A 22,016-nucleotide genomic window follows, 5' to 3' on the forward strand; every position below is an offset into this window, starting at 1 on the left:
TAGGACCGGACTGCATGACTGGCGCAACCGAAAATCAGGCTCCGGATCCGGGTGGCAAAGTCGCGGTGGTTATCGTCGCGGCCGGCCGCGGCGCGCGCGCCGGACAAGCCGATGGTCCTAAGCAATATCAACGAATTGGCGGACGCGCCGTCATCGCTCGTGTCATAGACATTTTTCTGGCGCACCCGCTCATCGGCCGGGTCGTCGTGGCCATCCATGCCGAAGACCGCGAGCTTTTTCAGCAAGCTGTCGGAACCGATGCGGATCGGGTAACGGCAATTGCCGGAGGCGCCACCAGGCAGGATTCGGTTCGGCTCGGGCTACAGGCGCTGAGAAGCTACGCGCCGGACAAGGTCCTCATCCACGACGCCGCGCGCCCCTTTGTCGACATGGATCTGATCGACCGCACCATCGCGGCCATCGGCGAACGTGAAGGCGCGCTTCCCGCCCTGCCGGTCGCCGACACACTGAAACGCGAATCGGCGACCGGCATGGTCGGCGAAACGGTGCCACGGAGCGGGCTGCACGCGGCGCAAACGCCGCAAGGCTTTCCCTTCCTCGCGATCATGACGATGCATGAGCAAGCCTATAACAGCGGCAAATCCGACTTTACCGACGACGCGTCGATCGCCGAATGGATGCAAATGCCGGTGAAGCTCGTTCCTGGATCGCCCGACAATGTCAAACTCACATGGGCACGGGACATCGCCATGGCGCACCAGCGACTTTCCAGCGAGCGGACACACTTTCCCGACATACGCACCGGCAATGGCTATGATGTCCACGCGTTCGAGCCCGGCGACCATGTTACGCTTTGTGGCGTCGCCATCCCGCATGACAGGAAATTGTCGGGCCATTCCGACGCGGATGTCGGCCTGCACGCCCTGACCGACGCGCTGCTGGCGACCTGCGGGGCCGGCGATATCGGCACGCACTTTCCTCCATCCGATCCGCAGTGGAAAGGCGCTGCATCGCGGATATTCGTCGAACATGCGGCAAGACTGGTGCGCGAGCGCGGCGGACGCATCGCCAATGCCGATATCACGCTGATCTGCGAGGCGCCGCGCGTCGGCCCGCACCGCGAGGCGATGACATCAGTCCTTTCGCAGATGCTGGGCATTTCCGCCGACCGCATCTCGGTCAAGGCGACAACCAACGAGAAGCTCGGCTTTGTCGGCCGCGAGGAAGGTATCGCGGCGATCGCCACCGCCAGTGTGGTGTTTCCAGGCGAGGTTCCGGAATGACCAACAGCGAACTGGCAACCGCCCTGTTTGAGGCGTGCCGGGAGCGCGGCATCATGCTGGCGACCGCGGAAAGCTGTACCGGCGGGATGATCATCGCCGCGCTGACCGACATTGCCGGTTCTTCCGCCGTAGTCGATCGCGGCTTCATCACCTATTCCAATGAAGCCAAGATGGACATGCTCGGCGTTCGCGCCGCCACGCTCGACGTGCATGGTGCGGTCTCCCGCGAGACAGCCATCGAGATGGCCGCCGGAGCGCTCGCCCGTTCGCGTGCCGGGCTGGCGCTGGCCGTCACCGGCATTGCCGGTCCGGGTGGCGGTTCCAGGGAAAAGCCGGTCGGGCTGGTCTGGTTTGGCGTTGCGGTGAACGGCCGACCCGTGACGGCTGAACGCAAGCTGTTTGCCGACAATGGCCGTGACTTCATCCGCCGGGAAACGGTCCATCATGCACTTGAGATCGGCTTGAAGGCGCTTGGCGAGAGTCAGGCCGCCGGTTTCTTGCCGTAGATGATGTCGGCGCGCTTTTCAAAAGCTTCGGCGAACATGCGGAAGGCACGATCGAACATCGTGCCCATCAGCGCACCCAGGATGCGGCTCTTGAATTCATAGTCGATGAAGAAGCGCACGGCACAACCGGCACCATCCGGCTCGAACCGCCAGACATTGCTCAGATATTTGAACGGGCCGTCAATATACTTCACGTCGATGGCATGTTCGTCGGGCTTGAGCAGCACCTGCGTCGTGAAAGTCTCCCGGATCGCCTTATAGCCGATGCTCATGTCGGCCACGAGGATGGTGCGGCCGTCACGCTCCTTGCGCGAGCGGACCGCCAACGCTTCACAAAGCGGCAGGAATTGCGGGTAAGTTTCGATGTCGGCGACCAGCGCGAACATCTGCTCAGGCGTGTGGGCGACGCGTCGGGTGGCTTCGAATTTCGGCATGAAACCGGCGTTAGATCAATTTCTGGAGCTGCGCTTCGCGCGCGGCGCGCAGCCGGGCGAAATCGTCGCCGGCATGGTGCGAAGAGCGTGTCAGCGGGCTCGATGCCACCAGCAGGAAACCCTTGGTCTTGCCGATCGTCTCGAAGGACTTGAATTCCTCCGGCGTGACGAAGCGGATCACCGGGTGGTGCTTCTTCGACGGCTGCAGGTATTGGCCGATGGTCATGAAGTCGACATTGGCCGAACGCAGATCGTCCATTAATTGCAGGATTTCGTTCCGCTCCTCGCCAAGGCCGACCATGATGCCGGACTTGGTGAAAATCGACGGATCGAGTTCCTTGACCCGCTGCAGCAGCCGGATCGAGTGGAAATAGCGGGCGCCCGGCCGGACCTTGAGATAATTCGACGGCACGGTTTCGAGGTTGTGGTTGAAGACATCGGGCCTGGCCGCCACGACGATCTCCAGCGCGCCTTCCTTGCGCAGGAAATCGGGCGTCAGGATTTCGATCGTCGTCAGAGGCGTTGCCGCCCGGATCGCACGGATGACATCGGCGAAGTGCTGCGCACCGCCATCGTCGAGATCGTCGCGGTCAACGGAGGTGATGACGACGTGGCTGAGGCCCATTTGCTTGACGGCATGCGCGACACGCGCGGGCTCGTCGGAGTCGAGTGCGGTCGGGATGCCAGTGGCGACATTGCAGAAGGCGCAGGCGCGCGTGCATATCTCGCCCATGATCATGAAGGTGGCGTGCTTCTTTTCCCAGCACTCACCGATGTTCGGGCAACCGGCCTCTTCGCATACCGTCACCAGCTTGTGCGATTTCACGATCTCCCGTGTCTCGGCATATCCCTTCGACACCGGCGCCTTGACGCGGATCCAGTCCGGCTTGCGCAATACCTCCTGGTCGGGCTTGTGGGCCTTCTCGGGATGCCGCAGCCGCGGCGCGTTGGCGATCGTGTCGAGGACAGTGACCATCTGAACCCTGGCCTTTCTTGCGACCGCCCGTCGGCGATCGTCACCTTAACGTCATCTAGGACTTTTCGGGACAAAGAAAAAGGCTGCAGCGGCGCATGCCGCTACAACCGTTTTCGCATAGCCGAAAACGATATCGACTAACGGCGCAACAGGCGACCTACCCAGATCAGCAGGCAGGCACCGATGAAGCCGGTGATCAGATAGGCGGTCCAGCCGACGCCGAACACGCCGATGTTGAGCGCCTGCAAGACTGCGTTCAGCACCACCGCGCCAACGATGCCCATGATAATGTTCATGAATATGCCGGTGTTGCTCTTCATGACCATTTCGGCCAACCAGCCTGCCAGGCCGCCGATAATGATTGCTGCGATCCAGCCCACGCCGTTCAAGTGCATATGCCTTCTCCTTGCGCCAGTAAAAATGCATTCGGAAACGAACTGCCTCGCCGTCGAGATCCCACGGCTTTGACAGCTGAGTCTCCCGCGGGGAATCTATCATGCGTTCAAGGCGCGGCCATAGGCGTCGAGCACGCTTTCCTTCATCATCTCGGACAGCGTCGGATGCGGGAAGATGGTGTGCATCAGCTCTTCCTCGGTGGTTTCGAGGTTCATCGCCACGACAAAACCCTGGATCAGTTCCGTGACTTCGGCGCCGACCATGTGTGCGCCGAGCAACTGACCGGTCTTCTTGTCGAAGATGGTCTTGATGAAGCCCTGGTCTTCGCCAAGCGCGATGGCCTTGCCGTTGGCCCCGAACTGGAAGCGGCCGACGCGGATATCCTTGCCCTCGGCCTTGGCTTTTGCTTCCGTCAGTCCAACCGAGGCGACCTGCGGATTGCAGTAGGTGCAACCAGGGATCTTGAGCTTGTCCGTGGCGTGAACACCGGGGAAGTTCGCGATCTTCTCGACGCACACGACGCCCTCGTGCTCGGCCTTGTGAGCAAGCATGGGCGGACCGGCGACATCGCCGATGGCGTAGATACCAAGCACATTGGTCTTGCCATAACCGTCGATGACCACGCAACCGCGCTCGGTCTTAACACCGAGTGCTTCAAGGCCGAGGTTCTCGATATTGCCCTGGACGCCAACGGCCGAGATCATGCGATCGGCGGTGATCTTCTCGACCTTGCCGTCTTTCATCTCGACATGCGCGGTAATCGAGTTCGTCCCCTTCTCGACCTTGGTTACCTTGGCCTCGAGGATGATCTTCATGCCTTGCTTCTCGAACTGCCTTTGCGCGAATTTCGAGACCTCGGCGTCCTCGACCGGCATCACCGCCGGCAGCAGCTCGACCACCGTGACCTCGGCGCCCATTGTGCGATAGAAGGAGGCGAATTCGATGCCGATAGCGCCTGAGCCCATCACCAGCAGCGACTTCGGCATCTCCTTCGGCACCATGGCTTCGAAATAAGTCCAGATCAGCTTGCCGTCCGGCTCTATGCCGGGCAGAGCGCGCGGCCGGGCGCCGGTCGCCAGGATGATGTGCTTGGCGGTGTAGGTGCCCTCGCCCTTGACGCCTTTCGGCACTGGAGGCTGCGGCTCCATCGGCTTCTTGGCCGTCTTGGAGACGACGATCTCGCCTGGTTTTGTCAGCTTGGCCTCACCCCAGATGACGTCGACCTTGTTCTTCTTCATCAGAAAGGCGACGCCGCCATTGAGCCTGAGCGACACTTTTCGCGACCGATCGACGACGGCGGCGGTATCGGCACTGATCTTGCCGCCATCGAGCTTCAGGCCATAATCCTTCAGATGATCGGAATAATGCATGATCTCGGCCGACCGCAGCAGCGCCTTGGTCGGAATACAGCCCCAATTCAGACAGATGCCGCCCAGATGCTCGCGCTCGACGATCGCCGTCTTGAAGCCGAGCTGGGCGGAACGCACCGCGGTGACATAGCCGCCGGGGCCGGAGCCGATGATGATGACGTCATAGTTCTCAGCCACGGGTTTCTCCTTCAATCACAATTCCAGCATGACGCGCACGACCGGCGTCAGCGCCTCGCCAATGTTTCGCGTATTCTCGGCATCGAGGTGGACGCCATCGAGAGGTGTTGTTTGCGCCACCGTGCCAGCGTCGAAGAAGCCGCAGCCGACCTCGTCGGCGAGTGCGGCGTATTGCGGCGCAAGCTGCTTCGAGGCCTCATCGCCGCCGGCAAACATCTCCCTGAAGTCGGCATTTTCGGTGCGGCTGACAAGAGGCGGCGAAACGATCAGGATCTGCGGTGCCGGCCAGTCGAACGGATAGTCGTGGCCACGCACGATATCGATCAGCCGCTGGATGCCTTGCTTGGCGGCAACCGGGTTGCCATGGATCCATGGCTTCATGTCATTGGCCCCGAGCATGATGACGATCAGGTCGATCGGCGCATGCGTCGTCAACACCGCCGGCAGCAGCCGCGCGCCGTTGCGATCGGCCCCGGCCAGATGATCGTCGAAGGCGGTGGTGCGGCCATTGAGCCCCTCGGCGACGACTTGAACGCCTTCGCCGAGGCCTGCTTGCAGCACGCTTGGCCAGCGATCCCCAAGCGCATGACGGCCGCCTTCGGCATTGTAGCCCCAGGTCAGCGAGTCGCCGTAACAAAGCACCGTCTTCATCCGTTCAACCTGCCTTTGTGTCGGCCACGCCGCGCTTCACGCGCCAGCGTACGAACAACCAATGGATGACGATCGTCACCAGGCCCGGCAGACCGAGACCGGCAACCACCGGTATGTCTTTCCTGACCACCGCGGCGCTGCTGTCGCTGTAGAGGATCAGCGCGACCAGCAGGACGAGAAGCGCCACAAAGGCAATCAGCGTCCACTTGCCTGCGCTGGCGACGGCCGCGACCGGATCGTTCGTCAATTGCGCAACGAAGAAGATGAAGGTGACGACAAAAGTCACCAGCACCGAGAACATGAAGACGATGATGTATTCTTCCTCGGCGCCGGTGGCGACAGCCAACCATTGCGCGATAAGGCCGCCGGCCAAGCCGGAAATCAAAAAGGCGAAAAGGCTGGTGAAGAATATCCGCACAGCCTTTCCCTTTCCTAGACCAGCATGCCCATCGGATTCTCGATCAGCTTCTTGAAGGCGACCAGCAGTTCGGCCCCCAGCGCGCCATCAACCGCACGATGGTCGGTTGACAGCGTCACCGACATCACGGTGGCTATTCTGATCTCGCCGTTCCTGACCACCGCCCGCTCCTCGCCCGCGCCGACCGCCAGGATCGTCGCATGCGGCGGGTTGATGACGGCGGCAAAGTCCTTGATGCCGAACATGCCGAGATTGGAGACGGCGGTCGTGCCGCCTTGATATTCTTCCGGCTTCAGCTTGCGGCTGCGGGCGCGGCTGGCCAGGTCCTTCATCTCGTTGGAGATGACCGACAGCGTCTTTTCATCGGCATGCCGGATGATCGGCGTGATCAGGCCACCGGGGATCGAAACGGCGACGCCGACATCGGCATGCCTGTGCTTGACCATGGCGCTCTCGGTCCATGAGGCATTGGCATCCGGCACCGCCTTCAAGGCCATCGCCATCGCCTTGATGACCATGTCGTTGACCGACAGCTTGTAGGCGGGAGCCTCGCCCTTGTCGGTCTTCTTCACCGGTGCCGCGGCATTGAGCTGAGTGCGTAAAGCCAGCAGCGCGTCGAGTTCGCAGTCGAGCGTCAGATAGAAATGCGGGATGGTGGTTTTTGCTTCGACCAGGCGCCGCGCGATGGTCTTGCGCATATTGTCGTGCGGGACGAGTTCGTAGGAGCCTTCCTCGAACAGTTTCAGCACCTGCTCGTCCGACATCGCCTTTACCGCCGGGGCGGAGGCAGGCGCGCCGGCCGGAGCCTTGGCAGCCGGTGCCGCCTTGGCGCCACCACCGGCAATCGCGGCATCTACGTCAGCCTTGACCACGCGGCCGTGCGGGCCGGTGCCGGTGACCGCAGAGACGTCGACGCCGGCGTCCTTGGCGATACGGCGGGCAAGCGGCGATGCAAAGGTGCGGTCGCCAGCCGCGTTGCCATTGGCGGCCGGAGCCGCCTGCGCCTTTGGGGCCTCGGCCTCGGCCTTTGGCGCTTCAGCATTCGGCGCTTCGGCTTTCGGAGCTTCGGCTTTCGCCGGTGTGGCGCCGCCGCTTTTCGCCGCGGCGCCGGCATCTTCGCCTTCCGCCGCAAGCACCGCGATCAGCGCGTTGACCTTGACCCCTTCGGTTCCGGCCGGCACGACGAGCTTGGCAACCGTGCCCTCATCGACGGCTTCGACCTCCATCGTCGCCTTGTCGGTTTCGATCTCGGCGATCACGTCGCCGGGCGAAATCTTGTCGCCTTCCTTGACCAGCCACTTGGAAAGATTGCCCTCTTCCATAGTGGGCGAGAGCGCCGGCATGGTGATGTTGATTGGCATATTGTCCTCCCACCCGGTTCAGCGATATGCGACGGCTTTGACGGCCTCGATGACCTCGCCGACATTCGGCAAAGCCAGTTTTTCGAGGTTCGCCGCATAAGGCATCGGCACGTCCTTGCCGGCAATGGTGATGACCGGTGCGTCGAGGAAATCGAAGGCGCGCTGCGAGACCTGGTTGGCGATGTGGTCGCCAACCGAATTCTGCGGGTAGCCTTCTTCGACCACGACCAGCCGGTTGGTCTTCTTGACCGAGGCGATGACGGTGTCGAGATCGAGCGGACGGATAGTCCTGAGGTCGATGATCTCGGCGTCGATCCCCATGCCGCGCAGCTCGGCTTCAGCCTTGACCGCATAGGTCATGCCAATGCCGAAGGAGACGATGGTGACATCCTTGCCTGCCTTGTGGATGCGCGCCTTGCCGATCGGCAGCACGAAGTCGTCCAGCTTCGGAACGTCGAAGGACTGGCCGTAGAGGATTTCATTCTCGAGGAAGATGACCGGGTTCGGATCGCGGATCGCTGCCTTGAGCAGGCCCTTGGCGTCGGCGGCCGTATACGGCATCACGACCTTCAGGCCTGGAATGTGGCTGTACCAGGCGGCATAGCACTGCGAGTGCTGCGCCGCGACGCGGGCCGCCGCGCCATTTGGCCCGCGGAACACGATCGGCGCGCCCATCTGGCCGCCCGACATATAAAGCGTCTTGGCGGCGGAGTTGATGATCTGGTCAATCGCCTGCATGGCGAAGTTGAAGGTCATGAACTCGACGATCGGCTTCAGCCCAGCCATCGCCGCGCCGACACCAACGCCGGCAAAACCATGCTCGGTAATCGGCGTGTCAACGACGCGCCGCGGCCCAAATTCCTGCAGCAAGCCCTGTGTGATCTTGTAGGCGCCCTGGTATTCGGCGACTTCCTCACCCATGACGAAGACATCGCCGTCGCGGCGCATTTCCTCGGCCATGGCATCACGCAGCGCCTCGCGCACCGTGGTCGAGACCATTTCGGTGCCGGCAGGAATGTCCGGATCGGCAGCGAGGTTGACCACCGGGGCGGCGGGGACGGAGGCTTTCGGCGCCTCTCCAGCATCCTGCGGCGCCCGTTGCGAGCCTTCCTCGGCCGCGTCGGCGCGCTGCCCACCAGTTGACACCGCGTCTTGCGTCGAGGCGGGAGCCGCCTTGGAGGCCTTGTCGATGTCGCCAGAACTTTCGCCATCCTGCAGCAGAACGGCGATCGGCGTGTTGACCTTGACGCCTTCGGTGCCGGCGGCGATCAGGATCTTGCCCAGCGTACCTTCGTCGACGGCTTCGACTTCCATCGTCGCCTTGTCGGTTTCGATCTCGGCAATGACGTCGCCGGCGACGACCTTGTCGCCCTCGTTCTTCAACCACTTGGAAAGATTGCCCTCTTCCATGGTCGGCGAGAGGGCGGGCATGAGAATTTCGATCGGCATGTCCTGGCCCTCCCTTACAATACGATATCGGTCCAGAGCTCGGACGGATCCGGCTCCGCGTCGTGCTGGGCAAATTCGGCGGCGTCGGCGACGATGTCGCGAACCTCCTTGTCGACGGTCTTGAGTTCGTCCTCGGTCGCCCACTTCTTCTCGATGAGCCGCGCCTTGACCTGCTCGATCGGATCATGATCGGAGCGCATCTTCTGGACTTCTTCCTTGGAGCGATATTTCGCCGGGTCAGACATCGAGTGGCCGCGATAGCGATAAGTCTGCATTTCGAGAATGATCGGCCCATTGCCGGCACGGCACCACTCGGTAGCCAGATCGCCAGCCGCCTTCACCGCACGCACATCCATGCCGTCGACCTGGATGCCCGGAATCTTGAACGACGCGCCACGATGCGAAAAATTGGTTTCCGCCGAAGAGCGCGACACCGAGGTGCCCATGGCGTAGCGGTTGTTCTCGATGATGTAGATCACCGGCAGCTTCCACAGCGAGGCCATGTTGAAGCTTTCGTAGACCTGGCCCTGGTTGGCGGCACCGTCGCCGAAATAGGTCAGCGAGACATTGTTGTTGTCGCGGTAGCGGTTGGCAAAAGCCAGACCTGTTCCAAGCGACACCTGCGCACCGACAATGCCGTGACCGCCATAGAAATGCTTCTCCTTGGAGAACATGTGCATGGAGCCGCCCTTGCCCCTGGACAAGCCGCCGCGGCGTCCGGTCAGCTCGGCCATCACGCCACGCGGCGACAGCTCCATCGCCAACATGTGGCCGTGATCGCGATAGGCCGTGATCATCTGGTCGCCGTCGATCAGCGCCATCTTCATGCCGGTGACGACCGCTTCCTGGCCGATATAGAGGTGACAGAAACCGCCAATGAAGCCCATGCCGTAGAGCTGGCCGGCCTTCTCCTCGAAGCGACGGATGAGCAGCATATGCCGGTAGGCGGCAAGCTCTTCGTCCTTGGTGAAGTCAACAGGCTTGGGTGCTGATAGACCGGATTTGCCGTCGGATTTCGATTTGGCAGGCGCTTTTCTGGCTGCGGTGGCCATGCATCACTCCCTGTTGGCGTCTCTTTGCGGACACTGGAGCAAGATCAAACTGCTCCGGGGAGATCGCCCTCCCCTTCGATTTATGGGAGGCTAACACGTAGAAAGGCGTTCCGCCATGTCGAAATTGCATAGCTGGCATGCGCCTAAGCAATTAAAATCATTGAAAATATTGGTGATTAACCTGAAATTGGTTACTTCGCCGGAGCCGGCAGCATGATGGTGATCTCGTCGGCCTGCGACAGATTGAGTGCCTTGCGCGCCTGCTCGTCCAGCATGTCCTTCTCCAGCGTGCCGTCATGCATGAGCTTGACGCGCCGCTCGAGTTCCATCCTGCGTGCCTTGATCGCATCGAGCTGACCCTGCAACGCAACCGTCTCGGCCTCAAGCTTGTATTTCGAATTGATGCCGAATTCACCGTGATAGGCATGGAAGCCGAAATAAGCCAGGAACAGCACGCACAGCGAGGGAATGATCAGCCGGCCGGTGTTTCTCTGCTTGTGCTGACGCGTCCACATAACCGATTCCCCGTGCCGCGAACTCAAACGGCTCGAAGTCTTTTCGCCTGATTGTGCTTAACGGACGGTTACGGGAGACCGCCATGCCGGCCTGAAATGAAAAAGGGCGGGATGTCCCGCCCTCTCCGTATCAACGATGTGCGGCCGGATCAGCCCTTGATCACGGACTTGCCGGCATAATGCGCCTGCTTGCCGAGTTCTTCCTCGATGCGGATCAGCTGGTTGTATTTGGCCATGCGGTCGGAGCGCGACAGCGAGCCGGTCTTGATCTGCCCGCAATTGGTGGCGACGGCGAGATCGGCGATGGTCGAATCCTCGGTTTCGCCCGAACGGTGCGACATGACGGCGGTGTAGGCAGCCTTGTGCGCGGTCTCGACCGCATCCAGCGTCTCGGTCAGCGAGCCGATCTGGTTGACCTTGACCAGGATCGAGTTGGCGACGCCCATGCGGATGCCGTCGCGCAGGCGCGCCGTGTTGGTGACGAAGAGATCGTCACCAACGAGCTGCGTATTCTTGCCGATCAGGTCGGTCAGGTACTTCCAGCCTTCCCAATCGTCCTCGGCAAGGCCATCCTCGATCGAGATGATCGGATAGTCGGCCGCGAGCTTGGCGAGGTACTTGGCTTGCGCCTTGGGATCGCGCGTCTTCTTCTCGCCCTCATAGACATAGTTGCCGTCCTTGAAGAACTCGGTCGCGGCGCAATCGAGGCCGAGCGCGATCTCTTCACCTGGTTTGAATCCGGCCTTCTCGATCGACTCCATGATGAAGTCGAGCGCCACCGGCGCGCTCTTCAGGTTCGGGGCGAAGCCGCCCTCGTCGCCGACATTGGTGTTGTGGCCGGCATCCTTCAGCTTCTTGCGCAGCGTGTGGAAGATTTCCGAGCCCCAGCGCACGCCTTCGCGCAGCGTCGACGCACCGACCGGCAGGATCATGAATTCCTGGAAGTCGATCGGATTGTCGGCATGCGCGCCACCATTGATGATGTTCATCATCGGCACGGGCAGGACATGCGCCTTGGTGCCGCCGACATAGCGGTAGAGCGGCAGCCCGGCTGCATCGGCCGCGGCCTTCGCGACCGCCAGCGAAACGCCCAAGATGGCGTTGGCGCCAAGCCGGCTCTTGTTGGGCGTGCCATCAAGCTCAATCATGGTCTGATCGATATGGATCTGGTTTTCGGCTTCCATGCCGCCGATCGCCTCGAACAATTCGCCATTGACCGCCTCGACGGCCCTGAGCACGCCCTTGCCAAGGTAGCGGGCGCCGCCGTCGCGAAGCTCGACGGCTTCGTGGGCGCCGGTGGAGGCACCCGACGGCACCGCGGCGCGGCCCATCGAACCGTCTTCGAGAACAACATCGACCTCGACGGTCGGGTTTCCACGGCTGTCCAGGATTTCACGCCCGACAATGTCGATGATGGCGGTCATTGCGATGTCCTCGATTGATCTGGAGAAAACGTCGCGCCCGTCTTAGCCAAAGCGACGCAAAAGGCAATCGGGGCCTGATCGAATAGTGCCGCCCGCCCGATTCACGAAGCGCAATTTCCTGTCATCATAAGTCATGCCACCGGACGCGCATTTCGGGTTAGGAATGTTATCGCGGGGCGAAACAGGAGGGGTTCGCCATGTCTGAGTTGAGCGGTATTGTCAGTCTGTTCCTGATCGCCGCGGCGTTCCTGACGTCATGCGACAACCAGCAGTCGCCGCCAAAGGCTATTGCGTCTTTGCCGGCTTTGCACATCAGCGAGTAGCGTTGCATTTGAATCAAAAAGGGGGCCGTGGAAACGACCCCCTTTTTCGATTGTGGCGTCAATGCCAGTAGGGCGCGACCTTGTAATATTCGTATGACTCGTCGCGCGCGCTCTCGCCATCCGCGCCGGCCAGTTCGTTGATGGAATGGGCAGGCGCTGCCTTCAGCTGTTCCTTGGAGAAGGGGATGACATAGCCGCCCCTTGCCTCATCATAGTCGAGGCTTGCCCAGGGGATGGCGTGGTACTTCTCGCCAATGCCGAGAAAGCCGCCAAATCCAATCACCGCGAACATGATGCCGTTCGACGTCTTGTCGAGCATGACGTCCTCGATGCTGCCGATGCTGTCGCCTTGGGTGTTGTAGACGGTCGTGCCGATGACTCGCGAAGCGGCAATGGCTTCGGTGTGGCCTGTTTGCGTCGTCATTGTTTGCTCCTCGTTGTCGTTAATCCGCACTTTGACAATGAGGGGCGCGGGCGAAAGTTCCCGACTTTTTTGGCGGCTGCCCAATCACTCCGCGAGGATGAAAGTCACCTTCATATTGACGCGATAGGCTGCGATCTTGCCATCCTCGACGACGATCTTCTGGTCTTGGATCCAGGCGCCTTCGACGTTCTTCAGGGTCTTCGCGGCGCGCGCAATTCCCTTCTCGATGGCATCTTGAAAGCTTTTCCTGGACGACGAGGTGATTTCGGTGACGCGGGCGACGGACATTGGCTTCCTCCTGCCAAAGCGCTCATTTGCCGGACGAGCCTAGAACCGGGGCTTATCCGCTACAAGACATTGGCTTTTCAGCCCTTTGCAATCCTGTCGAAGGCCATCAGCCTTTCCAGCAGTGCCGGCATATCCTTTAGCGGCAGCATGTTGGGACCGTCGGAGGAAGTCGAATTGTCGGGGTCCTGGTGGGTCTCGATGAAGACGCCGGCAACGCCGACGGCAACGGCCGCGCGGGCCAGCGTCTCGACAAAGCGGCGCTCCCCGCCAGACGATCCGCCCTGCCCGCCCGGCTGCTGCACCGAATGGGTGGCGTCGAAAATCACCGGGGCGCCGATCTCGGCCATGACAGGCAGCGCCCGCATATCCGACACCAGCGTGTTGTAGCCGAAAGAAGCGCCGCGCTCGGTGGTCAGCACATTGGCATTGCCCGAGCCGGTGATCTTGGCGACGACGTTCTTCATGTCCCAGGGCGCGAGGAATTGCCCCTTCTTCACATTGATGACCTTGCCCGTCCTCGCGGCGGCGACCAGCATATCGGTCTGGCGCGACAGGAAGGCCGGAATCTGCAGCACGTCGACATGCGGCGCCACGATCGCGCACTGTTCCTCGGTGTGGACATCGGTCAGCACGGGAAGCGAGAATTCCTTGCGCAACTCGTCGAAGACGGGAAGCGCGGCGTCCATGCCAGCACCCCGCGTTGCCGACAGCGAGGTGCGATTGGCCTTGTCGTAACTCGTCTTGTAGACGAGGCCGATGCCGAGCCTGCCGGTCAGCTCCTTCAGCGTGCCGGCCATGTCGAAGGCATGCTGGCGCGATTCGAACTGGCAAGGGCCGGCGATCAGCGCCAGGGGGCCCGCATTGTCGAAGACGACGTTGCCGACGGTTACTGACGAATTGGGCGCCAGGGGGTTGCTCATGGGATCTCCCGAAAGATGAAGGCTGCGCCCTGCCCAAATGCCGGCCGCACGATGATGTCATTGCCCGACATATCGTGCTGGACGGCATTGGCCGCAAGCAGACCTGCGGTGGCGCCAATGTCGCGGATCGAAAAAACCACGGCGGCGAAGTGCAATTCTGATGGCGTACCGGCCGGTATGCCGAATCTCGCCGTGAAAGCGGCGGTGTCCAGCACGGTCAAGACCGCGTTCGGCAGATGAAAAACGCCGTCGTGCGCATCGGCGGCCTGATCATTGACCGCCACTGAAATCAGCCGATGCTGCTCGGCGGAAGCGCTGCTGATTGCAATCACCTCGACAATTCCGTCGACCCCATTGGGGTGAGCCTGCAAGGCTCCTCGGTCCACTCTCGGCGCGTTGATGCGCTGACAGGCAAAAAGAAATGCGTCCGTTTGGCCGAGAGCCGCGGCAAAGGCGAGCTTGAATGACGCCGTATCGCTTTTGCCCGCCGTGTCTGTGAAGGCTCGGGAGAAGCTCAGCTTGTCTCCCGCCGACAGACCCGCTTCGACATAGCGTTCATGGTCGTCATCGGCATTGTCCGTGCCGAGGACCACCGCGGAAAATCCCTCGTTGCCACGGCTTTCGCGATAGAGGCGATCGCGCGCAACGAAGACATTGCCCTCGGCAGCCGCCTCTGTCGCAGCCTGTTCACGGCCGATCGCAAGCGGCTCCAGATAGGTGCCGTCGGCGAGGAAAACGCAGCAGTTTTCCGTGCCAAACGGATGGATTCCGGCCGGAGCGACGACGAGGCCAAGGGCGTTGAGCCGGGCACGCGCCACATCGAGGCTCTGCGTCGGCAGAACCAGATGATCGAGCGGATGAATGCCTGACGAGGTCATGGAAGCGCGATGTGCATCATTCGGAAGATCGGTTCAAGACTTGATCGCAATGCCGCCGGCGGCGGCCCCGCAACAACCACCTGGAACAGTCGTGGACTTTTCCCTTCCGCCGCAACTCGACTTGACATGAGGCTATCCCCGGCACGGGATCAGCTTCCAGCGACGACATCAGCGGAATAGCGCAGCTCGCGCAATGGTTTGACCTTGCTGGTGGTCTGCGCATAGAGCGGATGCGACTTGTAGGCTGCCAGCGCCGCGTCATCGGCAAATTCCGCGTAGACGACGACATCGACTTCATCCGACAGCGGGTCGACCTTGGTGTTCAACGTGACCTCGAAGAGACTGGAATGAGGAATGTCCCCAAGCGCCAGCAGTCCGGTGCGAACTGCTTCCACATCTTCCTTGCGGCGCGCGCTGAAGAAAACGATATGCCGGATCAATCCCGCCTCCTCGATCTGAAATGTCGGGGTCTTTTGTGACGGCGGTCTCTTTGCGTCAACCGGTCATGGCGCCACGCGTCCTTGCGACGCGCCTCGATCGGGCTGGACCTCGTCTCACGCCGGTGAGCACCTCAAATGAGGCGCCAGGCTGCTATCTCAAGAGGGGATATCAGGCTTTTCCGGTGACGTAGCGCACGACATGGGAGAGTTCCCTGACCGTGACGTCGAGATACCGGCCCTGATTGTAGAGACCGTCCCAGATCAGGAAGAACGCGATGGCGGCAATGACAATCACATAACGCATGGCTAAAGCTATCGCACTAGCGCAGCGGCTGCCATAGACGTTTTCGATTTCGGGCAGCAGCCTGCCGCAAGGCGGCGGATGCCAGCCGCCCGCGTGGCACAGTCCAGCTCTTGGCATGCCTCTTGAAGTTCCGCCTCATGGCGTGGAAGATTGGCGCAGGCATTCATCGGGAAGCGCTGAAGCTCTGGCTAAGGGGCGCGCGCTTCGTTCGAGCCCGCCTGTCGCCGGATCCGCAAACTACCGGGACCAGGCAATGGCGGTCGAACCGGCGGATGAACCAAGAGAACCGCGGCTCGGCGATCGCGCCGGCACCACGGAGATCCAGGGGCTTGGAATGACACACGGGGAACATCATGGCATAGCGCCGGGCGACGCGGTCAGGCTCGACGAGTTCAATTTCGCCGAGATCGTCAAGGGCCTGCCGGCCAAGGCGCGCATGGTGCTGTCGGCGGCGATGAACCTGCCGCGCGGTTCGCTGAAAGTCTGGATGCCGGACGGCCGCGCCGTTCTCGTCGGCGGAAAGGCGCCGGGGCCCGATGCCGAACTGGTGCTCAAGAACTGGCGCCTGCCGGGCCGCGCCTTTTCCGGCGGCACAATTGGTGTTGCCGAATCCTATATGGACGGCGATTGGGAAAGCCCTGACGTCACCAGCTTCCTGGAATTATTCGTGGTCAACTCCGCCTTCGGTGAAAGGGTTGCCGGCGGCGCCAGCTGGCTCATCAACACAGTCCAGCGCATCCGTCACTGGTTCAACGAGAACACACGCACCGGATCGAAGCGTAATATCTCGGCGCACTACGATCTCGGCAACGCCTTCTACAAGGAATGGCTTGACCCGAGCATGACCTATTCCTCGGCGCTTTACGCCAATGGCGTCAACGATCTCGAGAGCGCCCAGGCCGCCAAATACCGGGCGCTGGCCAGGGACACCGGCATAGGCGGGAAAGATCATGTGCTGGAGATTGGCTGCGGCTGGGGCGGCTTTGCCGAATTCGCGGCACGCGAAATCGGTTGCCGGGTTACCGGATTGACCATCAGCCGCGAGCAGCACGACTTCGCCAAGGCGCGCATCGCCAAGGCCGGCCTTGCCGAAAAGGTCGACATCAAGTTGCAGGATTACCGCGACGAAACGGGCACCTACGATCGCATCGCCTCGATCGAGATGTTCGAGGCGGTCGGCGAGAAATACTGGCCGGTGTTCTTCTCCAAGATGAAGGACTGCCTAAAGCCCGGCGGCATGGCTGGGCTGCAGATCATCACCATCAACGAAGCCGCCTACGACACCTATCGCGCCAGGCCGGATTTCATCCAGCGCTACGTCTTCCCGGGCGGCATGCTGCCGACGCCGTCCATCTTGAAATCACTTGGCGCCGCGCACGGCCTTGCCCATCTGCGCGAACGCGTTTTCCCCGAGGACTATGCCCGTACGCTTGCCGAATGGCGCCAGCGTTTCCGAGGGTCCTGGGAGAAAATCGTACCGCTCGGTTTCGACGATCGTTTCAAGAAACTCTGGGAGTTCTACCTGCACTATTGCGAAGCCGGCTTCCGAGCCAGCTACATCGATGTGCGCCAGGTGGTCTACAAGGCGTAGCTGGGTACGCACGTCGACTTCCTTTTGCGGGCGGCATTTCCATCGATGCGCTGGATCTTGTCATGCCAGGCGATTCGTGCCGCCGGCCCCTCCAAGGCTGACCGCATCCAGCTTTGACGGCTGATCAGAGAAGGATGCGATATCGGGCAAAGCCAGCTTCGCCCTCGCCGGCAGGTTCGATCTTCAGCGACTTCACATCGGCGATGACGTCCTTTGCCTTGACGCCGGTGTCGAAGACGACGCTGGTTCCCGGCAACGGCGCGAACGACCAGTTGTCGTCGGCCGACGGGTTGATGGTGCCCTGGCTGACGATGTAGCGGACGATGACGTCGCGGTTGGTGTCCGGCGCCTCGTAGATGATCTTCGCGGCATTGATGTCGGGGAAATTGCCACCGCCGCCAGCCCGGTAATTGTTGGTCGCGACAACGAATTTCGCTGCCGGATCAATCGGTTTTCCGTCGAACATAAGCTCAACAATGCGATTGGAACCGGCATTGGCGACGCCGCCCTTGGCATCGTATTTCGGCGGCTGCGACAGATCTATCCTGTAGGTGACGCCGTCGATGACGTCGAAATTGTAGGACGGAAAATCAGTGTTGATCAGGACCTGGTCGGCCTTCCCGGCCTCGATCTTGTTGAAGATGCCGGCCGACATTTCCAGCCATTCCTTGACCTGAGCCCCGGTGATTTCCACGGCGCGCACCGTGTTGGGATAGAGGTAGAGGTCGGCGACGTTCTTGATGGCGATGTCGCCCGCCGGCACATCGGTATAGTAATCGGCGCCGTTGCGTCCACCGGCTTTGAACGGGGCCGCCGCCGACAGCAACGGCACGTCCTTCCACTGTGTGCTTTTCAATATGTCCTTCAGGTACCAGGTTTGCGCCTGGCTGACGACCTGCACCGACGGGTCGTCAGCGACCAGCGCGAAATAGGAATAGAGCGGCGCGGACGTCTTGCCGACAGGGCGGCGCACATAGGCGAGCGTCGCCTGGTGGTCCTGCTCGAGAGCGGCGATGATGCGCTTGTCGTCCGGGACGGTCGGCTTGTTCTTGTTGTCGACACGCTCGAAGATCGGCCGTGCCTCCGATGTCGCCGAGACCACTTTCCACTTCGACCCGTCGCGCTCCAGCATCAGGTCGATCAGGCCCATATGTGAGCCCCAGAACCCGCCCATGACGGCGGGCTTGCCTTGCAGCGTCCCCTTCTGTGCGTCGACGCCCTCGAGCGCCTGGAAATCTTTCTTGCCGGGGAAGACCAGATGCTGGTGGCCGGTGAAGACCGCGTCGATGCCTTCGACGCCGGCGACGAAGAACGAGGCATTCTCCATCATGTCACCCTGCTTGACGTCGATGCCGGAATGCGAGAGCGCGATGACGATGTCGGCGCCCTCCTCCTTCATCCGCGGCACCCACGCCCTCGCCGCTTCGACAATGTCGCGTGTCTTGACGTTGCCTTCGAGGTTCTTGAGGTCCCAGACCATGATCTGCGGCGGCACGAAACCGATGATGCCGACCCTGATCGGCTGTTCCGAGCCTGACCCGTCCTTGATCTTCTTGTCCAGGATTACGTAAGGCTTGAGGTAGAGCTTGTCGTCGCGCGGGTTGGCGGCAAGCTCGGTACCCCGGATCAGGTTGGCGCAGACGAACGGGAAATTGGCGCCGGCCAGCACCTTGTCCAAAAAGGACAGGCCATAGTTGAATTCGTGATTGCCCAGTGTCGAACACTCGTAGCCGAGCAGGTTCATGCCTTTCATGATCGGATGGAGATCGCCCTCCTTCAGGCCCTTCTCATAGGCGATGTAGTCGCCCATCGGGTTGCCCTGCAAAAGGTCGCCATTGTCGATCAGCATCGAATTGGCGGCTTCCTTGCGCACCGCGTCGATGAGGGAGGCCGTGCGCGACAGGCCCATCGTGTCATTGGCTTTGTCGGCGTAGTAGTCATAAGGCAGCACGTTCACATGGATATCGGTGGTTTCCATGATCCTTAGATGCGCCTGGTTGGCCTGCGCCCGGGCGGAGAAGGGATGAAGCACGATCAGCGCCCCTGTGGCGGCGGCCCCGGCTAGGAGACCACGGCGAGAGACGGGATGGAGCAGTTGCGACATGTTTTCTCCTTCTTCAACGACCTGACGAGTCCTGCCCCGAAGCGAACTTCGCGCTGAAATCAGCTCAAGTCCACTCAAGAAGTCGCGCGCATTGGCACGCCAATCCATCAGCAACAGATGACGGCCGGATGAAAGGCGCGGTGAAGAAAGTCAGGTCTTGTCGTCGTCGCCCTGGGTGATCAGCCGGGCGCTGCGCTGGCCTGTGACGTAGATCCATAGCCAGCTCAGCGAAACCGCAAGCCGATTGCGAAAACCGATCAGGAAATAGATATGTGCAATGCCCCAAAGCCACCACGCAAGCCAACCGGTGAGCTTGATCCAGCCGAAATCAATGGCGGCGGCGCGCTTGCCGATCGTCGCCAGATCGCCGGCGTGCTTGTAGTGGAAAGGCCGCGGGCTGGTGTCGCCGGCAAGCCTGGCCTTGACGGTCGCGGCAACATGCCGTCCCTCCTGCTTGGCGGAAGGCGCGACGCCGGGCACGGGCCGCCCGTCGGGCCGCAGCACGTGGGCGGCGTCGCCGATGACAAAAATCTCCGGGCTGCCGGGCACGCTGAGATCAGGCTCGACCAACACCCTGCCCGCCCGATCCGCCTTCGCTTCCAGCCATTCGGCGGCTGGCGAAGCGGCAACGCCGGCTGCCCACAGGATCGTGCGGGCCGGCAGAATCGTGTCGCCAAAAACCACGCCGTCGGCATCGCAGCGCGTAACGGCCCGGCCGAGCTCGACCGAAACGCCAAGCCGTTCCAGCGCCTTCCGAGCGTAGTCGGAGAGCTTTGGCGCGAAATTGGCCAGAATGCGGTCGCCGGCCTCGATCAGCACCACCCGCGTCTGGCGCGTATCGATGTTGCGGAATTCGCCGCGCAGCGTGTCATGTGCCAGTTCGGCAATGGTTCCGGCGAGTTCGACCCCGGTCGGCCCGCCGCCGACGATGACAATGGTCAGCAGCGCTTGGCGCCTGGCAGGGTCAGATTCCCGCTCCGCCTGCTCGAAGGCCAGAAGAATGCGGCGCCGAATGGTGGTGGCATCCTCCAAAGTCTTCAGGCCCGGCGCGAAAGGCTCCCATTCGTCATGGCCGAAATAGGCATGGCGCGCGCCGGTGGCGAGCACCAGCGTGTCGTAGGCGACGGCGCTGCCGTCGTCGAGCAGAACGCGTTTGCCGGACCGGTCGACACCCGTGACATTGGCGAGCAGTGTCGTCACATCCTTGCGCTTGCGCAGGAGATGGCGGATCGGCCAGGCAACCTCCGAGGTTGCCAGCGCCGTGGTTGCCACCTGATAGAGCAGCGGCTGGAACAGATGATGGTTGCGCTTGTCGATCATGGTAATGCGCACCGGTGCACCGGCCAGTGCGCGGGTGAATTCGAGACCGCCGAACCCGGCACCGACGACGACGACATGATGTCTGGCATCGCTCATTTGATTCACCCCTGATGGGCAAGATTGCCTGCCCTAGATGTAGGTATCTTGTGCAATGCAACAATGGCAGGACAGTGCTTGAGACTCGTCGTTCCATGTCGTGAATGCACATGTTCTATCGTATCGCGAGGTATAGCGTCATCGAACATGAGATGAGGTGAGGCATGGCTAACGATCATGACAACCAGGGCCCGGCGCAATACTCTTCGCCGCCCTGCTTCATGCACGAGCTCGACCCTGCGTTCCAGGCACCACTCAGCGACTGGACCGACGTGCGGCGTTGGCGCAAAGCCGAGCGCGAAAGGCTAATCGCCGCCCGGCTTGAAGTTTCCGCCGACGCCCGAACAGCAATGTCGCAACGCATCGCCGGCGGCCTGGATGCACTTGTCGGCGAGATCGCGGGCCGTATGGTCAGCCTTTACTGGCCGTTTCGCGGCGAGCCGGATCTGCGGCCCTGGATGGCGTCCGTCAATGAGCGTGGCGGCCGCACCGCGCTGCCCATCGTGGTCGAGAAAGGGCAACCGCTGATATTCCGCGCCTACAAACCGGGCGACCGGTTGGAAAAGGGCGTCTGGAACATCCCGATTCCGGCAGAGGGTGATCCGGTGCTGCCGGACATCGTCATCTCGCCCATTGTCGGCATTGATCCGGCAAGCTATCGCCTGGGCTATGGCGGCGGCTTCTTCGACCGTACGCTGGCCGCCATGCCGTTCAAGCCGCTGGTCATCGGTGTCGGCTACGAATTGCAACGCATCGCCACCATTTATCCGCAGCCGCACGACATCCCGATGGATCGGATCGTGACGGAGACGGCCACAGTATAGGGCTCTAGGCCATCTCCGGCTTCAGACCCATTGCCGTCCGGTCGACGATTTCGCGCAGGGCGAAGGACGAATTGATCTTCGTCACATGCGGCATCGCCGACAGCCATTCCTTGTGGATGCGCTCGTAGTCGACGAGATCCTTGGCCGCGATCCTCAGGATATAGTCGTACTCGCCCGACATCAGGTGGCACGACAGCACGTTGGGGCAGCGTTTGATCGCCGCCTCGAAATCCGACAGCGTCTTTTCGAACTGGCCGGAGAGCGATATGTGGACGATCGCCGTCATCTGATGGCCAAGGGCCGCGTTGGACAGCCGGGCGTGATAGCCGCGGATGGTTCCGGACTTCTCCAAATTGTCGAGCCGCCGCGAGCAGGCCGACTGCGACAGGCCAACCTTCTCGGCAAGGGCCGCGTTCGGCATCCGCCCGTCCTTCTGCAAAGTCTCAAGAATGGCGATATCAATCCTGTCGAGCGGCATTTTTCGTGATTCCTGCGAAAATTCGTTTATTTTTTGCAACGATTATCGAAACC

General features: G+C 61.6%; 26 protein-coding genes. 6 read left to right on the forward strand and 20 right to left on the reverse strand.

The window, feature by feature from the left end:
• The first annotated feature begins 14 nt into the window (after nucleotides 1–14).
• Nucleotides 15–1,244, forward strand: a complete 1,230-nt coding sequence (locus FJ943_RS06970) for a bifunctional 2-C-methyl-D-erythritol 4-phosphate cytidylyltransferase/2-C-methyl-D-erythritol 2,4-cyclodiphosphate synthase (RefSeq protein ID WP_140720497.1) — start codon at nucleotides 15–17, stop codon at nucleotides 1,242–1,244.
• A complete protein-coding gene (locus FJ943_RS06975) occupies nucleotides 1,241–1,750 on the forward strand; it encodes a CinA family protein (protein ID WP_140720499.1) in 510 nt (169 codons plus the stop codon). The genes FJ943_RS06970 and FJ943_RS06975 overlap by 4 nt, the downstream gene beginning before the upstream one ends.
• Here the strand turns inward: FJ943_RS06975 and FJ943_RS06980 are convergent.
• The 11 genes from FJ943_RS06980 to eno form a co-directional block, all read right to left on the reverse strand.
• Entirely contained in the window at nucleotides 1,726–2,184 is a 459-nt protein-coding gene (locus FJ943_RS06980; protein WP_015317926.1) for a type II toxin-antitoxin system RatA family toxin, read from the reverse strand. The genes FJ943_RS06975 and FJ943_RS06980 overlap by 25 nt on opposite strands.
• Before the next feature lie 10 nt (nucleotides 2,185–2,194).
• The gene (lipA, locus tag FJ943_RS06985; protein ID WP_015317927.1) at nucleotides 2,195–3,160 is read right to left on the reverse strand and encodes a lipoyl synthase; all 966 of its coding nucleotides are present in this window, start codon (nucleotides 3,158–3,160) and stop codon (nucleotides 2,195–2,197) included.
• Between the two features lie 137 nt (nucleotides 3,161–3,297).
• Nucleotides 3,298–3,555: a GlsB/YeaQ/YmgE family stress response membrane protein gene (locus FJ943_RS06990; RefSeq protein WP_015317928.1), complete on the reverse strand. Its 258-nt coding sequence runs from the start codon at nucleotides 3,553–3,555 to the stop codon at nucleotides 3,298–3,300.
• A gap of 99 nt (nucleotides 3,556–3,654) precedes the next feature.
• Nucleotides 3,655–5,103: a dihydrolipoyl dehydrogenase gene (gene lpdA, locus FJ943_RS06995; RefSeq protein WP_140720500.1), complete on the reverse strand. Its 1,449-nt coding sequence runs from the start codon at nucleotides 5,101–5,103 to the stop codon at nucleotides 3,655–3,657.
• Between the two features lie 15 nt (nucleotides 5,104–5,118).
• On the reverse strand, nucleotides 5,119–5,754 hold the full coding sequence (locus tag FJ943_RS07000) for an SGNH/GDSL hydrolase family protein (protein ID WP_140720502.1): 636 nt from the start codon (nucleotides 5,752–5,754) through the stop codon (nucleotides 5,119–5,121).
• Nucleotides 5,755–5,758: 4 nt separating this feature from the next.
• Nucleotides 5,759–6,172: a hypothetical protein gene (locus FJ943_RS07005; RefSeq protein WP_140720503.1), complete on the reverse strand. Its 414-nt coding sequence runs from the start codon at nucleotides 6,170–6,172 to the stop codon at nucleotides 5,759–5,761.
• A gap of 14 nt (nucleotides 6,173–6,186) precedes the next feature.
• Nucleotides 6,187–7,533 (reverse strand): pyruvate dehydrogenase complex dihydrolipoamide acetyltransferase, encoded by a 1,347-nt coding sequence (locus FJ943_RS07010; RefSeq protein WP_140720505.1) that lies wholly within the window; start codon nucleotides 7,531–7,533, stop codon nucleotides 6,187–6,189.
• Nucleotides 7,534–7,551: 18 nt separating this feature from the next.
• A complete protein-coding gene (locus tag FJ943_RS07015) occupies nucleotides 7,552–8,982 on the reverse strand; it encodes a pyruvate dehydrogenase complex E1 component subunit beta (protein ID WP_015317933.1) in 1,431 nt (476 codons plus the stop codon).
• 14 nt (nucleotides 8,983–8,996) lie between these two features.
• Nucleotides 8,997–10,034, reverse strand: coding sequence for a pyruvate dehydrogenase (acetyl-transferring) E1 component subunit alpha (gene pdhA, locus FJ943_RS07020; protein ID WP_140619590.1), 1,038 nt, complete (start codon nucleotides 10,032–10,034; stop codon nucleotides 8,997–8,999).
• A gap of 191 nt (nucleotides 10,035–10,225) precedes the next feature.
• Nucleotides 10,226–10,549 (reverse strand): septum formation initiator family protein, encoded by a 324-nt coding sequence (locus tag FJ943_RS07025; RefSeq protein WP_140619588.1) that lies wholly within the window; start codon nucleotides 10,547–10,549, stop codon nucleotides 10,226–10,228.
• A gap of 149 nt (nucleotides 10,550–10,698) precedes the next feature.
• Nucleotides 10,699–11,973 carry a phosphopyruvate hydratase gene (gene eno, locus FJ943_RS07030; protein WP_140720506.1) on the reverse strand — a complete coding sequence of 425 codons (1,275 nt, stop codon included), beginning with the start codon at nucleotides 11,971–11,973 and terminating at the stop codon, nucleotides 10,699–10,701.
• A gap of 197 nt (nucleotides 11,974–12,170) precedes the next feature.
• On the opposite strand from eno, the gene FJ943_RS30125 reads away from it, so the two are divergent.
• Nucleotides 12,171–12,296 carry a hypothetical protein gene (locus FJ943_RS30125; protein ID WP_140619584.1) on the forward strand — a complete coding sequence of 42 codons (126 nt, stop codon included), beginning with the start codon at nucleotides 12,171–12,173 and terminating at the stop codon, nucleotides 12,294–12,296.
• A gap of 58 nt (nucleotides 12,297–12,354) precedes the next feature.
• Here the strand turns inward: FJ943_RS30125 and FJ943_RS07040 are convergent, their stop codons facing one another.
• The 6 genes from FJ943_RS07040 to FJ943_RS30130 form a co-directional block, all read right to left on the reverse strand.
• Nucleotides 12,355–12,720, reverse strand: coding sequence for a PRC-barrel domain-containing protein (locus tag FJ943_RS07040; RefSeq protein ID WP_015317938.1), 366 nt, complete (start codon nucleotides 12,718–12,720; stop codon nucleotides 12,355–12,357).
• 84 nt (nucleotides 12,721–12,804) lie between these two features.
• Nucleotides 12,805–13,008: a dodecin family protein gene (locus tag FJ943_RS07045; RefSeq protein WP_015317939.1), complete on the reverse strand. Its 204-nt coding sequence runs from the start codon at nucleotides 13,006–13,008 to the stop codon at nucleotides 12,805–12,807.
• Nucleotides 13,009–13,085: 77 nt separating this feature from the next.
• Nucleotides 13,086–13,928: a 3-deoxy-8-phosphooctulonate synthase gene (gene kdsA / locus FJ943_RS07050; protein ID WP_140664385.1), complete on the reverse strand. Its 843-nt coding sequence runs from the start codon at nucleotides 13,926–13,928 to the stop codon at nucleotides 13,086–13,088.
• Nucleotides 13,925–14,806: a VOC family protein gene (locus FJ943_RS07055; protein WP_140720508.1), complete on the reverse strand. Its 882-nt coding sequence runs from the start codon at nucleotides 14,804–14,806 to the stop codon at nucleotides 13,925–13,927. The genes kdsA and FJ943_RS07055 overlap by 4 nt, the downstream gene beginning before the upstream one ends.
• 149 nt (nucleotides 14,807–14,955) lie before the next feature.
• On the reverse strand, nucleotides 14,956–15,246 hold the full coding sequence (locus tag FJ943_RS07060) for a Dabb family protein (RefSeq protein WP_015317942.1): 291 nt from the start codon (nucleotides 15,244–15,246) through the stop codon (nucleotides 14,956–14,958).
• 169 nt (nucleotides 15,247–15,415) lie between these two features.
• The gene (locus FJ943_RS30130) at nucleotides 15,416–15,550 is read right to left on the reverse strand and encodes a hypothetical protein (RefSeq protein WP_023773660.1); all 135 of its coding nucleotides are present in this window, start codon (nucleotides 15,548–15,550) and stop codon (nucleotides 15,416–15,418) included.
• Between the two features lie 137 nt (nucleotides 15,551–15,687).
• On the opposite strand from FJ943_RS30130, the gene FJ943_RS30230 reads away from it, so the two are divergent.
• Together FJ943_RS30230 and FJ943_RS07065 are read left to right on the forward strand one after the other, a co-directional pair.
• Entirely contained in the window at nucleotides 15,688–15,888 is a 201-nt protein-coding gene (locus tag FJ943_RS30230) for a hypothetical protein (RefSeq protein ID WP_348642081.1), read from the forward strand.
• The gene (locus FJ943_RS07065) at nucleotides 15,885–17,141 is read left to right on the forward strand and encodes a cyclopropane-fatty-acyl-phospholipid synthase family protein (RefSeq protein ID WP_140664383.1); all 1,257 of its coding nucleotides are present in this window, start codon (nucleotides 15,885–15,887) and stop codon (nucleotides 17,139–17,141) included. Before FJ943_RS30230 ends, FJ943_RS07065 begins: the two co-directional genes overlap by 4 nt.
• A 124-nt stretch (nucleotides 17,142–17,265) precedes the next feature.
• On the opposite strand, the gene FJ943_RS07070 is transcribed toward FJ943_RS07065, so the two are convergent.
• On the reverse strand, nucleotides 17,266–19,245 hold the full coding sequence (locus FJ943_RS07070) for a bifunctional 2',3'-cyclic-nucleotide 2'-phosphodiesterase/3'-nucleotidase (protein WP_140664381.1): 1,980 nt from the start codon (nucleotides 19,243–19,245) through the stop codon (nucleotides 17,266–17,268).
• Between the two features lie 150 nt (nucleotides 19,246–19,395).
• Complete coding sequence (locus FJ943_RS07075; protein WP_140619574.1) at nucleotides 19,396–20,661, reverse strand: NAD(P)/FAD-dependent oxidoreductase; 1,266 nt, start codon at nucleotides 20,659–20,661, stop codon at nucleotides 19,396–19,398.
• A 164-nt stretch (nucleotides 20,662–20,825) separates the two neighbouring features.
• Here FJ943_RS07075 and FJ943_RS07080 point away from each other — a divergent pair, with 164 nt between their 5' ends.
• Complete coding sequence (locus FJ943_RS07080; protein WP_140619572.1) at nucleotides 20,826–21,485, forward strand: 5-formyltetrahydrofolate cyclo-ligase; 660 nt, start codon at nucleotides 20,826–20,828, stop codon at nucleotides 21,483–21,485.
• A gap of 4 nt (nucleotides 21,486–21,489) precedes the next feature.
• Here FJ943_RS07080 and FJ943_RS07085 read toward each other — a convergent pair whose 3' ends face one another.
• Complete coding sequence (locus FJ943_RS07085) at nucleotides 21,490–21,963, reverse strand: Lrp/AsnC family transcriptional regulator (RefSeq protein WP_015317948.1); 474 nt, start codon at nucleotides 21,961–21,963, stop codon at nucleotides 21,490–21,492.
• Nucleotides 21,964–22,016: the final 53 nt, after the last annotated feature.

It is taken from the genome of Mesorhizobium sp. B2-3-10 (assembly GCF_006442275.1).
GTDB lineage: Bacteria > Pseudomonadota > Alphaproteobacteria > Rhizobiales > Rhizobiaceae > Mesorhizobium > Mesorhizobium australicum.